The sequence below is a fragment of the Nostoc sp. CALU 1950 genome, assembly GCF_051172895.1.
Classification (GTDB): Bacteria; Cyanobacteriota; Cyanobacteriia; order Cyanobacteriales; family Nostocaceae; genus Nostoc; species Nostoc edaphicum_A.
This window is the reverse complement of record NZ_JBDNJQ010000004.1, coordinates 122899-136897: the sequence shown is the minus strand read 5'-3', so window position 1 is coordinate 136897 and position 13999 is coordinate 122899. Positions and strand designations below refer to the sequence as shown.

9 protein-coding genes are annotated in these 13999 nt (G+C 41.1%); 6 read left to right on the top strand and 3 right to left on the bottom strand.

The window, feature by feature from the left end; translation table 11 throughout:
* Positions 1 to 210 precede the first annotated feature (210 nt).
* The 4 genes from ABF638_RS02505 to ABF638_RS02490 all read left to right on the top strand — a co-directional run bounded on the left by ABF638_RS02505 (position 211) and on the right by ABF638_RS02490 (position 7396).
* The gene (locus ABF638_RS02505) at positions 211 to 1515 is read left to right on the top strand and encodes a P-loop NTPase fold protein (protein ID WP_435019968.1); all 1305 of its coding nucleotides are present in this window, start codon (positions 211 to 213) and stop codon (positions 1513 to 1515) included.
* 66 nt (positions 1516 to 1581) lie between these two features.
* Entirely contained in the window at positions 1582 to 3657 is a 2076-nt protein-coding gene (locus tag ABF638_RS02500; protein ID WP_435019966.1) for a toll/interleukin-1 receptor domain-containing protein, read from the top strand.
* A 234-nt stretch (positions 3658 to 3891) separates the two neighbouring features.
* A complete protein-coding gene (locus ABF638_RS02495; RefSeq protein ID WP_435019964.1) occupies positions 3892 to 4548 on the top strand; it encodes a hypothetical protein in 657 nt (218 codons plus the stop codon).
* On the top strand, positions 4535 to 7396 hold the full coding sequence (locus ABF638_RS02490) for an nSTAND1 domain-containing NTPase (protein ID WP_435019962.1): 2862 nt from the start codon (positions 4535 to 4537) through the stop codon (positions 7394 to 7396). The genes ABF638_RS02495 and ABF638_RS02490 overlap by 14 nt, the downstream gene beginning before the upstream one ends.
* Before the next feature lie 25 nt (positions 7397 to 7421).
* Here the strand turns inward: ABF638_RS02490 and ABF638_RS02485 are convergent, their stop codons facing one another.
* Positions 7422 to 8036 (bottom strand): Uma2 family endonuclease, encoded by a 615-nt coding sequence (locus ABF638_RS02485; protein WP_435019960.1) that lies wholly within the window; start codon positions 8034 to 8036, stop codon positions 7422 to 7424.
* Between the two features lie 485 nt (positions 8037 to 8521).
* On the opposite strand from ABF638_RS02485, the gene ABF638_RS02480 reads away from it, so the two are divergent.
* Positions 8522 to 9190: an HAD family hydrolase gene (locus ABF638_RS02480; protein WP_435019958.1), complete on the top strand. Its 669-nt coding sequence runs from the start codon at positions 8522 to 8524 to the stop codon at positions 9188 to 9190.
* A gap of 273 nt (positions 9191 to 9463) precedes the next feature.
* Here ABF638_RS02480 and ABF638_RS02475 read toward each other — a convergent pair whose 3' ends face one another.
* Entirely contained in the window at positions 9464 to 9901 is a 438-nt protein-coding gene (locus tag ABF638_RS02475; RefSeq protein WP_181931738.1) for a DUF6918 family protein, read from the bottom strand.
* Positions 9902 to 10475: 574 nt separating this feature from the next.
* Positions 10476 to 12143: a mechanosensitive ion channel family protein gene (locus tag ABF638_RS02470; protein ID WP_435019956.1), complete on the bottom strand. Its 1668-nt coding sequence runs from the start codon at positions 12141 to 12143 to the stop codon at positions 10476 to 10478.
* Positions 12144 to 12533: 390 nt separating this feature from the next.
* Between ABF638_RS02470 and ahcY the strand changes: the two genes are divergently transcribed.
* On the top strand, positions 12534 to 13811 hold the full coding sequence (ahcY, locus tag ABF638_RS02465) for an adenosylhomocysteinase (protein ID WP_435019954.1): 1278 nt from the start codon (positions 12534 to 12536) through the stop codon (positions 13809 to 13811).
* The last annotated feature ends 188 nt before the right edge of the window (positions 13812 to 13999 follow it).

Genomic DNA, 13999 nt, shown 5'->3' with positions numbered 1-13999 from the left:
CAACGCCGCAAGGTCGCTTGACATCTGGGCATCTGCTTTAACTTGACACCAATGGCGAGACGCCCACCCCACAAGGAGTAGTTGAATATTTTTTATTTGGAAGTCCTTTAATCAGTCATTTTGAAGAAGTTTTTTCCGAAATAGCCGCTTTATCGTCTGTATAATGACTGAAATGGGCAAGAGCATCAGGCTGATTTCGGGTGATTTGTGATGAAACTAGATTTAGTCAGGTTTTTTCAAGCTTGCAACCCCAGTAAGACTCTGGTTATGAGCAAACCGGAGGATAGACAATATTATATTGATTTCTCTAAAGTGCGTGGTGCCAAGATTATTGAAGAACTTGGGCGAACTATCACCCGCCTTTCACCTGAGCAGCCTACCTGTCAATTATTTGCCGGACATATCGGCTCTGGCAAATCCACTGAGTTACTGCGGCTAAAAGCGGAGTTAGAGCAGCAAGGATTTCATGTGGTTCATTTCGAGTCTAGCCAAAGCCTGGATATGGCTGATATTGATGTTACAGATATTTTATTAGCAGTAGCTCGTGAGGTGAGTCAAAGTCTAGAAGCAATCAAAATTAACCTGAAACCAGGATACTTTAAAAATCTATTTACCGAAATTTCAGAGTTTTTGCAAACACAGCTAGACATTGGGGTAGAAGCTGAATTATCTGTAGGTATTGCCAAGATTACCGACAAAACTAAAGATAGCCCTAAACTTCGCGGGCAGTTACGGCAATATTTAGAACCGCGCACCAATGGCATTTTAGAATCAATTAATAAAGAATTGCTCAGGCCTGCTAGAGAAAAACTCAAGCAGCAGGGTAAAAAAGGACTGGTGGTAATTATAGATAATCTCGACAGAGTGGATAATTCTCAAAAACCTTCCGGTCATTATCAGCCAGAATATCTCTTTGTGGAACGGGGAGAACAGTTAAACCAGCTAAATTGTCATGTTGTTTATACAATTCCGTTAGTGTTGATTTTTTCCAACGCTTTAGGAAGGTTAACAAATCGCTTTGGCGTAGACCCCAAGGTTTTGCCGATGGTTCCTGTGGAATTACAAAATGGTTCGCAATTCTCACAGGGAATTGTACTGCTGCAACAGATGGTCATGGCGAGGGCTTTTCCTGGTGTCAGTTGGGAACAAAGTCGGAATTTAATTACCGAGGTTTTTGATAGTCCTGATACTTTAGAGCGACTTTGCCGAGTTAGCGGTGGTCATTTGCGTAACTTGTTGATGCTGTTGTTTCGCTGTCTTCAGCAAGAAGACCCACCTTTGTCGCAAGAGTGTATAAATAGAGTGATTAAACAACGCCGCAATGAGCTAACTTTGGCAATTACACCCGATGAATGGGAATTACTGCGTGAGGTGGCGCAAGAGAAAAACTTGAGAGGTCATGAAAGATATGAACTTTTACTCCGTAGTATGTTTGTATTTGAATACCGGAATGAGGATGGTTCTTGGTTTGATATCAATCCAATTTTGGCAGAGGTAAAAGAATTTAGAATATAAATTATTTGAATACAGCAGTGCTGTATTTGCTTTTGGTAAACAATTGAATGATAAAAATCAACTTTCATGGTAGTCGATTTCAGGAGATTTAGTAAAGCATGTAAGCCTCGCAGTACAACTTCAATTCCAGAGATTGCAGAAGATTTGCCGTACTATATTAATTGTTCATCAGTAAGAGAGAGCGATATTGTTGCTGAATTAGTAAGAACAATCACATTTCTTTCTCCCGATGAACCAACTTGTCAACTTCTGACCGGGCATGATGGTTGTGGCAAGTCTATTGAACTACTACGTCTCAAAGCAGAATTAGAAAATTCGGGGTTTCATGTCATTTACTTTCAGTCCAGTCAGGATTTAGACTTTACCAAAGTTATTGTAAGCGATATCTTATTAGCAATTGCTATTAGAGTTATTACTAGCTTACAAAAAATTCAAATTACAGTCAGACCAGAGTCACTAGTTAAACTATTAGCTGAAATATCACAATTGTTGCCAAGATCAATAAATATTTCTGAGTCATATGTATTTACGGAAGAATTCAATGCTGAAATTATAAAAAATATCAAGAATAATCCAGAATTCCGTAAGCGACGAAGGGACTATTTAGAACTTGAAACAAATAGAGTTGTTAAACACATAAATGAAGAAATATTTAATATTGCTAATGAAAAATTAAAACTGCTAAAGAAGAAAGGATTAGTTGTTATTGTCGATAATCTAGACCGTTTGGATATTAAAGATATCAATGATTGGGTAAATTCATTTATAGATCCAGATGAACGATTACGTAAATTACAATGCCACGTGATCTACACGATTCCATTAGCTCTAATTGTCTTAAACCATAGTGCTAAATTACATCGTCTGGGGACTCCTAAAGTCTTGTCTACAGTTCCTGTGCAACTGCGTTCAGGTGGAATTTATGACAAAGGTATAGCTCTAATGCGCTACATGGTTCTAAAAAGAGCTTTTCCAGACATTATCTTTTCAAGTATTGATAATCAACAGCAATTAGATTTAATTACAAAGGTGTTTGATAGCCCAGAAACCTTAGATCGATTATGCCTAATGAGCGCTGGGCATATATCAGAATTATTAGGACTACTTTATAGCTGTCTTCAACAACAAGAACAACTTCCGATCATCCGCAATACTTTAGATATTGTAATTAGGAAGAGGCGCGATAGATTAACAGGAGAAATGACTAAAGATGATTGGGAATTTTTAGAAAAATTAATCAAAGAACAAAATGTGAGGAAAGAAGAAGAAAAATCCGATTTACTTCAAAGTATGCAACGTAGGTTTATATTTGAATACTTTGATGAGGATGGACGTTGGTTTATGCTAAATCCATTTTTGGCGAAGGTTCAAGAGGATAATCAGATGAAAGACTTTTTTATTAGTTACAGTACAGTAGACAGAAAATGGGCTACATGGATTGCATGGGTTTTGGAAGAAGCAAATTACTCAGTTGTGCTTGATGTCTGGGATTTTCGTTCCGGTGAAAATTTTGCTTTGAAAATGCAAGAAGCGGCAGTTAAGACTAAAAAAACAATTGCTATTTTATCGCAAAATTATCTTGAAGGTTTGTATACTAAGTCTGAATGGGCTGCTGCATTTGCAGATGATCCTCAAGGAGAGAACCGAAAGCTTATCCCCATTCGTATAGAAAAATGTGAGCTTGTAGGGCTACATAAGCCTATTATCTATGTTGACATTGTTGGTCTTCCGGAACAGGATGCTTGCAGCGCCATCTTAGGAGCATTTAGTGAACGTGGTAAACCATCTCAAGCTCCTCCATTTCCAGGTACTATCAGCAGTGAGCGTGTAGCACCAGATAAAGTTCAATATCCTGGTAACTCTACGGAGGAAAGTGTTACGGGTTCTATTAGAGTAAATCATTCAATCAAGAAAGTGTGGAATCAGCAAGAGCGTTTAGATTTGATGAGAAAACTAAATGCTTTATCCATACAACAGTTCAACATGCTTGTGTTTGTCCTCAACCCACCCTCAGCCGAAGTTCCTTCGATGCCTGCCAACCAAAACGAACGTACATTTGCACTTTTGACTTGGGCTGAAAGACCTGGAGCCTGTGGTTTAACGCAAGTAGAGCAAGTGTTCAATTCGATTACTATTTCTTAGTATACTTTCTCTATTTTTGTGCGATGATCTACTTAGCTGGTTAGCGGAATCATTTACTAATGTAGTCTGATAAATTTATTTTGACCTCTTTCTAAAATTTCCCCTGCAAGGAAAGAGGTTTAAAACTCTAATTTATACGTTGCTCCTCGAGCTTCTCCTTTTTTAAACCTATATCGTTCAAAAAGCAAGCTATTTGAAATTTATTAGTTAATAAGGAAGTTTTTCCAAGACTTTATGGCTGATTTGTACTCGCCAAAGAATGCCAAACTTATCAACGAAGAATCGTTGAAATCGTTGATACGAACAATTAAACTTTCCCAAGGAGATTTTTCACTGATTTGTGTACGCTGTAACTATACAAGTTTGCGAAAGCGGATGATAAAACAGTTGCAAAAGCTATGGTATGAGTTAGGTTTACCTGGGGACATTAAAAAGTTAGATATGCCTAATTTCAGCACAACTCTGTACACAACTATTAAGAACGAACTGGCGGATGAGCAGCCACAGGCTTTGATGATATTTGGTCTGGAGTCAGTAAATGATATAGATCAAGTTCTGATTGCGGCCAATTATGTACGAGATGAGTTTCGTAACTTTCGTTTCCCAATAATCTTGTGGATTACTGACGAAATACAAGCAAAATTTAAATTTGTACCGGATTTCTGGAGTTGGGTGGGAGGATATTATGAGTTTGCGATGACTGCTGAAGAGTTACTCACATTTATTTTGCAGAGTGTAAATAATAACCCATGTACAGGTTTAAATGTTGATATGGAGCGGCGTTTTGAAGTTAAGCTAGCTTGGAAAGAATTACAAACTCATAACTACTCATTAGATCCAGAACTAGAAGCTAGTTTGCGATCGCTTATTAATCAAGATGACTATAAGTAACGACCAAGACCAGTTTAAGTCGGATACTAATGTCAAACAAGTGGAAGACATACACACTCTAGACAATGTTCGCTCCTTGCATACACTGGTACGGGCAATCTCGTTATCTCACGGAGAATTTTCGCTGATTTTGCTGCGCTGTAACTATGCTGCTTTATGTCAGCGTGTGGTGCAACGCCTGCACCAATTATCTCCTGTACGCATTCGCGAAATTACTTTACCTGCATCAGTCAAAATGCTTTACATAAATATACGCGAACAACTGGGAGATGAACAGCCACCTAGATTGATGATTTTTGGTTTGGAGTCGGTTAAAGATATTGATAAAGTTCTGACTTCAGCTAACCAAGTGCGAGAGGAGTTTAGAAAGAACTTCCCATTTCCGATATTGTTGTGGGTTAATGATTCAGTTCTCCAAAAATTTATTCGATTAGCAGCTGATTTAGAAAATTGGGCAACTATAATTGAGTTTGAAAACCCTACTGATGAGTTAGTCAATTTCCTTCAGCAAAAAAGTTATGAAATCTTTGCTGGTAATATCACGCCCAATTCCCAAATGTGCCGGGAGCTAGAAACCGCCCGTCAAGATTTGCAAAATCGAGGAGAAGTATTAGAGGCAACACTTCAAGCAAGTTTAGAGTTTGTTCTTGGTTTAAATGATTATCTACATGACCAGATAGATTCTGCTTTAGCACATTATCAACAAAGCTTGGGGTTCTGGCAACAAAGTAATTATCTAGAACGACAAGGTATATTACTCGTTAATATTGCTTCAGTTTATAACCGCCAATCTGAAAAAAATCAGATAGAAAATCAACGCTATTGGCAAGAGTCTAGCAATTACTTTCAGCAAGCTATTGAGATTTTTGAACAAGCACAACGTTCAGATTTAGTTGCAAAACATATTACTAAACTGGGTGAAGTGCTACGAAGTTTACAAGCATGGTCAGAGCTGCAAAGCCTTGTTGAAAAATCTCTGCCGCTACATGAAAATTATGGCACGTCGTTGCAGTTGGCTAAAGATTATGGTTTTTTGGCCGAAGTAGCCTTAGAACAGTCACGTTGGGCTGAAGCTCATGAACTCGCAGGACAAGCATTACAAATATTAGCTGAGATACCCAATTTACAATCAAATGAATTTGGTTGGTATCGGTTTATTTTAGCTAAATCTCAACAGAGTTTAGGTCAATTTGAAGCAGCGATTACTAATTTAAAAGCTGCAATGGTTGAAACTAATCATCGATACAACCCACAATTATATATATCTATATTAGAAAGGTTGCGTTTACTTTACTTTGAACAAGGTGAATATCTTAAAGCTTTTAATATTAAGCAAGAACAATTGCAAATTGAACAACAGTATGGTTTCCGTGCCTTTGTTGGTGCATCTTACCTCAAGCCGCAGCGACAGGAAATTAGCCTTAGACAGTTCCAAGTAGAAAATCCTGAAACCATTGCTCAAGAAATTGCTGTTTCTGGTCGGGGACAAGATGTTAAGCGGTTGCGAGAAAGAATTGGCGGGAGTGAGCATAAATTGACTGTAATTCATGGTCAGTCAGGAGTGGGGAAAAGCTCGATTTTGCAGGGTGGATTAATCCCAGCGTTGCAACAGGAAGCAATTGGTGAGCGAGATGCTTTACCTATTTTGTTGCGAGTTTATACAGATTGGGTAGGGATGTTGGGGCAGAGTTTGGCTAAGGCTTTTGAGGAAGTCAGAGGGAATCAATTATTTACTAATCTTGATTCTTCAGCAGCTATTTTAGAACAATTACGGAGAAATGCTGACCGAAATTTGTTGACGGTTTTAATGTTTGACCAGTTTGAGGAGTTTTTCTTTGTTTATCCAGACCAAGGTCAACGACGAGCATTTTATGAGTTTTTGCGAGTTTGTTTAGATATTCCTTTTGTCAAGGTAATTCTGTCTTTGCGGGAAGATTATTTACATTATTTATTAGAGTTAGAGCGTCTGTTTAATTTGAATGCAATTAATAATAATATTCTTGATAAAAATATTCGCTATTATTTGGGTAACTTTTCGCCAGCCGATGCTAAAGCAGTTATGCAGAGTTTAACAGAACGCTCTCACTTTTACTTGGAGACTGCGCTCATCGATGAATTAGTGCGGGATTTAGCAGGCGAATTGGGGGAGGTCCGCCCGATTGAGTTACAAATTGTGGGGACGCAACTGCAAACTGAGAAAATTACAACTTTAGATAAGTATCGTCAATTTGGCACTAAAGAAAAACTGGTTGAGCGATTTTTAGAAGAAGTCATCCATGATTGTGGTGCAGAAAATGAACAAGTTGCTCGACTGGTTTTATATTTACTCACAGATGAAAATGGTACTCGTCCCCTGAAGACTCGTGCTGAGTTAGCCGCAGATTTGCCAATAGAAGCTGATAAACTAGATTTGGTGTTAGAGATTTTTGTGGCATCGAGGTTAGTGTTGCTTTTACCAGAATCTCCGGCTGACCGTTATCAACTGGTGCATGATTATCTCGTGTTTTTTATTCGCCAACAACAGGGTAATGAAATATTAGCAGAACTTGCTAGAGAGCGAGAACAACGCTTGCAATTAGTTGATGCTCAACAAGAAGCTTACCGACAAATTCGCCAAGGGCGCATGTGGTTAATGGTGAGTTCTGGTTTAGCGGTATGTTTATTATTATTCACAAGCATCTTATTCTTATATACATTGAGTCGAACTCAAGTTCCTAAAAATTATGATGATAAAAAGCAAGAAGCAGAAAATACAGTTAAAAAGGCTGAAGCTAACTACAATTTAGTAACTCAGCCTTTGCAATCTACACAAAAGCAACACATAGCAATACAGAATAAAGCGCAATAATTAACGCGTAGCGATCGCCATGCTTTCAATCCCACATCCGTTGCAAATTCAAGACAAAATCCGGCAACACCGCTTCACCCGACAACTCAGCAGGATTCTCCAACACTTCCACATCCTTAGCCAGTCGATAAATTTCCACCCGTCGCTGCTGCGGATCGATTAACCAACCAAGTTTAGCGCCATTGTCGATATACTCCCTCAATTTATCTTGCAGGGACTTGAGGGTATCTGAACTAGAGCGTAACTCAACTACAAAATCGGGGCAGATATTAGCAAACGTTCCTTTTTGTGCCGAAGTAAGCGCCTGCCATCGTTCTCTACTCACCCAAGAGGCATCGGGGGAGCGAGTCGCACCATTGGGTAAAATGAATCCTGTAGAAGAGTCAAAGGCTTGACCAGGTTCGCCCGCATTACGCCACCACAAATACAATTCTCCCGAAATACTGCTATTTCGCTCTCCAGTTTCCCAGCCTGTTGGTGGGTTGACTATTAATTCTCCTTGTGAGGTTCTTTCCAGTCTCAAGTCTCGGTTGGCTGCGGCTAAAGCAGCAAACTGTTCTTGGGTAACATACAACCCAATAGACTTAGGCAACTCAATCAATAAGGTTTCGGTTTCTGGACTAGCGGGTGTTTGTACCATCTTGACCTCTTAGGGAACTCCAAGAAATAAATTATCTAATATTGTGGGGTGGGCATCTTGCCACTGGTGTCAACTTAACGCGAAACCGCACGTCCGCCAGGGATTGTAAATCCCTGGCGGGTGAACAACACCCAATCAGTACGCTATTTTTGGCTTAAGTTGACACCAATGGCGAGACGCCCACCCCACAAGAGTTATTGGATATTTTTTTATTTGGAAGTCCCTTACCAATAGGGATTCGGTAAATGATGCCTACCCTATTAACTAACAAATTCTACAAGCTTCTTAGCGTCCGCCTAAGCGTCTCGAACGCGATCGCAATTGCAGATAATTATAAGCCAATACGCTTGGGTTAAGGCTAAAACTCTTTGTTTTAACGAACCGCCATCTCTTCTCTAACCCCCTTCTCTTCTGTTAGGACGATGAAGTAAATTATTTGCCATGCCATCATCAGCTATCAAACAAAACGTCAGCCGAGGTTTTTCATGGCATTAGAAGGGGTGATTTTAGATATTGATGGCACGCTGGTTTTAAGTAATGATGTTCATGCAAATTCCTGGGTAGAGGCATTTGCAGCTTATGACTTGGAAGTGCCATTTGAAACAGTTAGACCACTCATGGGCATGGGTGGAGATCAACTGATTCCCAAAGTAGTGCCAGAATTAAATGGTGAAGAAGGAACTGGCAAAGCGATCGCTAAACTACGCAAAGAACTATTATTTGACAAATATATACCGCAAATAACTGCTGCCAATGGGAGCAGAAACTTAATATTAAAGATGCAAAAATCGGGATTGCATCTGGTTGTTGCAAGTTCAGCCAGTTCTGAAGAACTTGAGATCATGCTCAAAATTGCCCAAGTAGATGATTTGCTCTCGGAAGTCACTACATCCGATGATGCCGAAGCATCTAAACCTGCTCCTGACATTGTAGAAGCTGCCTTGAACAAAGGGGAAATGACTCCTGAAAAAGTCGTGATGCTAGGAGATTCGCCTTATGATATTGAGTCTGCCGGCAAAGCAGGGGTAGGTGTAATTGCTTTGCGCTGCGGTGGCTTTAGCGATGAACAACTGTCGGGAGCGATCGCAATTTACAATGATCCAGAAGATTTGCTACAGCATTATGACTCTTCTATTCTGGGTACAAATGCTTAAAGACTAAAAGGGTATGCGATCGCAGTCGATTCATTAAAGAAACTGTAAAATATTATACTAATTAAAAATGCTTAATCAATCTCACAGAACAGTTAAAAGAAGGAGCCATCCAACAGCCTAAACTTGATTTGGAGTTAGTGAAGTTTTTAGGCGATATCTGGCGACAAGCCGCCTTGTGTCTACGTACTTTCGCCAATTTAATATTTGCCGCGTATGCCAGCCACCGGGGCATCGAACGGCGGCATACGTTTATTGTGATTCTTCTCTTCTGGCTTAAGCCTTAGTGTAATTATGGATTACTTTGGCTAAATCTGGTACTGCTTCTTCTACGTACTTTTTCGCTGATCCGCGAAGTTTTTCATAGGTTCCTCGCACGATTTGGCGCTTTGTGTTTTTGACTCTGGCATCAGTAACACTCAGCAGCGCATCTGCGGTACGAGAGCTATTATTACTCAGGTGTCCAATTGGGTCGCCTTTCTCTACACCTTCATTCCAGATGGGATCAAGTGCCGTGAAGCATTGAGGTAAAATCAGCTCAACGACGTAAGGGATATACCCTGGTTTAATCCCCTTCAAGGCGGCAAAGGCAGTTTTTAAAACCATGCCGTTCATACCTGACTTGGATGCAAGCTGTCCTTCAATCATGTTGCAACAGTCATCTATGACCATAGCTTTTTTCGTCGGGTTCAAAAGTCCGTCGCTAAGTCCCATTTCACTCTTCCTTATCTAAGTACTTAATTTCTATTCGACTAATTTTTTTAGCAAGCAGGAAATTACAGAAAATGGTATCAGAGTTAGAGGATGTTATGGATATAAGCCTTTTGCAGAGGCATACATAGAAATAACTCCACCCCCTGCGGCACCTTTCCTTGGTAAGGCTACGGTGTACATACATCTTTATACACAATGCAAAACATAGTAAGATCCCCCTAAATCCACCTTAAAAGGGGGGACTTTGAGAATTTTTTGCCCCCCTTTTTAAGGCTACGGTGTACACACATCTCTATGCTGAGTGCAGAATGTGGTTTGATCCCCCTAAATCCCCCGATAAATTGGGGGACTTTGATTCTAGTTCCCCCCTTTTTAAGGGGGGTTAGGGGGGATCAGAACGATATGGGATAAGGTTATCAGACTTGTGTGTACACCGTAGCCTTTTTAAGGGGGGTTGGGGGGATCAAAAGGCTGTGGGGCAATTTTCAAGACTTGGGTGTACACCATAGCCTTGGTAAAGGGGGGTTGGGAGGAGTCAAACAATATGCGAAAAATGCGTTATGAAGCCAAGCTTCTAATTAGCTTTGCCATTGCCATTACCTTGAAAATTTAATAACTGATCATCATTGACCCAAATTGCTTGTTGAGGCACAGAAATAGAAATTCCAGCTTCGTCTAGGGCAATTTTCAGACGACGGCGAAACTCTCGTGCGACATCCCATTGTTTGAGGGGCTGTGTTTTAATCCAGACGCGAATAATCAAACCGCGATCGCCAAATTGATCTATTCCCAAAACTTGCGGCGGTTCCAAAATTTGACGTTGCCATTGCAGTTCTTGATTCATCTTGTCGGCAACAGTTTTAATCAACTTCAAAGCCTGTTCTGTATCGGCTTGGTAGGCGACGGGAATTGTTAAATCGGCTCGTGACCAACGACTAGAAAGATTAGCAACAACTTTAATTTCACTATTGGGAATCGTAATTAAGCGTCCTTCAGAATCCCGTAGTTGGGTCATCCGCAGATTCAAATTTTCTACTAAGCCTCCCACGTCTCCCACATTAATCACATCGCCTAAAGCGTACTGGTCTTCTAGAATGATCAGGAAACCATTAATCGCATCTTTAATTAAGTTTTGCGAGGCCAAAGACACTGCAACACCAACTAAACTCGCACCCGCTAGCAAGGGAACGATATCTATCCCCAATGCCACCAGCGCTAGCAAGAAGCCTACTCCTACGCAGATCCCAGTAGCGATGCTTTTAGTCACGCCAGAAAATGTGGAAACTCGCAGTTGCAGCCGTTCAGAACTTTCTGGAGTCAGTAAAGCACCACTGCTAATTAAAGTGGTGGTAAAGCGGTCAATCAGGGCGTAGGTCAAACGGATGACTACATAGGTTCCCAGTAACACAACGCCTAATCGCAAAGGAAATTGGGCGGCATTGAGAATTCCTACTTGAAACGCTCGTGTATAGGGAAATAGACCCAAAATAAAAAAGCTTCCACCTCCCCAAATTCCGGCTTGACTTAGCTGAAACAATCGTCTCTTAACTTCTTGCAGATGTCGGTGTTGCTGTTGATTCAGTTGTGTTGCAATTGGTTGGGCTGCTGCTGCTGCTTGCGAAATTGGTGAGTTTAGGGGCACTCTGGGGAGTTGGGAAGCAATGGGGTGTACTAAATCCTTTTGGGAACGCTGCTGCCAGCTATATACCCCCCAACTCATAACAATCATTGCCAGTGCGCTACCCGCAGCAATTTTACCTTGGGCGATTAAAAATTGAGTTTGTCTTTCTTCTTTTGCTTGTTGCAAGTCTTGTTGCAACGCTTCTCTGATTTGATTTGCCGATGTTGTCATGTCGACCTGTCGCAATCTGGCATCATCAGAAGTGATGGTCATCAGGTATTGTCCGTTGACATAAATTACTGGTAACTCATTTACTTGCCGAACCTCTACCTTGGCTTCGTCGTTTCCAGATGACCGAAAGTAACCTTGGCTAATTCTTTGCAAACTCTGCTGGATATTTTCTATACGTTCGGGAAAGTTGGTTCTTGATGCTGCTACCTGAAACAACCGCCGACCATCTAAATAAATCCAGCCCGAAACAATTCTGTTATCTGGGTCATTGCTCACGCTGCTAGGAGCTTGCAACTGAGGAAGTACAATAGGAATCTGGGCTGTGGCTTTTGGCACAGATACAACGGCTATGGCCATTGAACTAGCGATCGCCAAAAATTGAAAACGCACTCAAACACCTCCTTGAAAAAAATTTACTATTGACTACTTCTATAACCATCCTCCGCAATTACTTTGAGTAAATGTACCTATCTAAAGTTGAGGTTTTCTCTTTAGATAATGAAACTTTGATGTTTTTTTGTTTGTCCTCTACCTTTAGATAGATGACAATGTACTGAGAATCAGCAAGCAAAGCTTAGAAGAGTCTTACTCTTACCAAAGATAAAACAAAAAGAAAGAACCTGGCGATGAAGTTGACATTAGGGTAATCAAACGTCAAGCTAGTTTTGAGGAGTATTACTAGTGATTTGCTAAATACAAGCAAAAATCGCAAGTTGTACAATAACCTAGTAGAGTGCGTAAAATTTACGTAACTTTTTTAATTTTTTGAGGTAACTTTTGATGACCGCAACTTCTCCCCGATTAAAGCACGAGGTTAAAGACCTCGGCCTAGCTGCCTTGGGAAGACAGCGCATTGAATGGGCTGGACGCGAAATGCCAGTTTTGCAGCAAATCCGCGATCGCTTTGCTATCGAAAAGCCCTTCGCTGGTTTACGCCTTGTAGCTTGTGCCCACATTACAACAGAAACAGCACATTTGGCGATCGCTCTGAAAGCCGGTGGTGCAGATGCGCTTTTAATTGCTAGCAACCCACTATCAACGCAAGATGACGTAGCCGCTAGCCTCGTCCTCGATCATGAAATTCCTGTCTTTGCTCAAAAAGGCGAAGATAACGAAACCTATAACCGCCACGTTCAAATAGCTTTAGATCATCGCCCCAACATTATTGTTGATGACGGTAGCGATGTGGTTGCAACTTTGGTACAACAACGCCAACACCAAATCGCTGATTTGATTGGTAGCACCGAAGAAACCACGACCGGCATTGTGCGCTTACGCGCCATGTTTAGAGAAGGCGTTCTCACCTTCCCCGCAGTCAACGTCAACGACGCCGACACCAAGCACTTCTTTGATAATCGCTATGGTACTGGGCAATCAACCCTAGATGGCATTATCCGCGCCACAAATATTTTGTTGGCTGGTAAAAACATTGTTGTCGTCGGTTATGGCTGGTGTGGTAAAGGTACAGCCCTCCGTGCCCGTGGGATGGGTGCTAACGTCATCGTTACCGAAATCGACCCCATCAAGGCAATTGAAGCCGTGATGGATGGCTTCCGCGTCCTGCCAATGGCTGAAGCTGCACCCCAAGGTGATATTTTTATCACTGTGACTGGTAACAAGCACGTCGTTCGCGGTGAACACTTCGATGTCATGAAAGACGGTGCGATCGTTTGTAACTCCGGTCACTTTGACTTGGAACTTGATTTGAAATACTTGGCTGCACAAGCTAAAGAAGTCAAAGAAGTTCGTCCTTTCACAGAAGAGTACAAGTTGAAAAATGGTAAATCAGTTGTCGTTCTTGGACAAGGACGCTTGATTAACCTAGCTGCGGCTGAAGGACACCCCAGCGCAGTTATGGATATGAGTTTTGCGAACCAAGCTTTGGCTTGTGAATTCCTGGTGAAGAATAAAGGTAAGTTGGAACCTGGTTTGCACTCAATTCCTGTTGAAGTCGATCAAGAAATTGCACGGCTGAAGTTGCAGGCTATTGGTATTAAGATTGATAGCCTAACTGCTGACCAAATTGAGTACATCAATTCTTGGACTTCAGGAACTTGATACATTGATTAGTTGATTTTTTGGGGGATAGGCTTTTGGGCTTATCCCTTTTTTTGTGTTTGGCGCATCGCATACTGCAATCTGTTATCTAGTAGAGGGTAAAGGGGAAAGGTTAAAGGGGAAGATGGGGTGGGAGCTAAACCCGCATTTCTCACAAGCTTCAGGCGTTTGATAGAGCAGAGAGGCGG

What these genes read in the sequence shown, in the direction of transcription:
- ABF638_RS02505 (WP_435019968.1), top strand. Translation starts at nt 211, where the DNA reads ATGAAACTAGATTTAGTCAGGTTTTTTCAAGCTTGCAACCCCAGTAAG.
- ABF638_RS02500 (WP_435019966.1), top strand. Translation starts at nt 1,582, where the DNA reads ATGGTAGTCGATTTCAGGAGATTTAGTAAAGCATGTAAGCCTCGCAGT.
- ABF638_RS02495 (WP_435019964.1), top strand. Translation starts at nt 3,892, where the DNA reads ATGGCTGATTTGTACTCGCCAAAGAATGCCAAACTTATCAACGAAGAA.
- ABF638_RS02490 (WP_435019962.1), top strand. Translation starts at nt 4,535, where the DNA reads ATGACTATAAGTAACGACCAAGACCAGTTTAAGTCGGATACTAATGTC.
- ABF638_RS02485 (WP_435019960.1), bottom strand. Translation starts at nt 8,036, where the DNA reads ATGGTACAAACACCCGCTAGTCCAGAAACCGAAACCTTATTGATTGAG.
- ABF638_RS02480 (WP_435019958.1), top strand. Translation starts at nt 8,522, where the DNA reads ATGGCATTAGAAGGGGTGATTTTAGATATTGATGGCACGCTGGTTTTA.
- ABF638_RS02475 (WP_181931738.1), bottom strand. Translation starts at nt 9,901, where the DNA reads ATGGGACTTAGCGACGGACTTTTGAACCCGACGAAAAAAGCTATGGTC.
- ahcY (WP_435019954.1), top strand. Translation starts at nt 12,534, where the DNA reads ATGACCGCAACTTCTCCCCGATTAAAGCACGAGGTTAAAGACCTCGGC.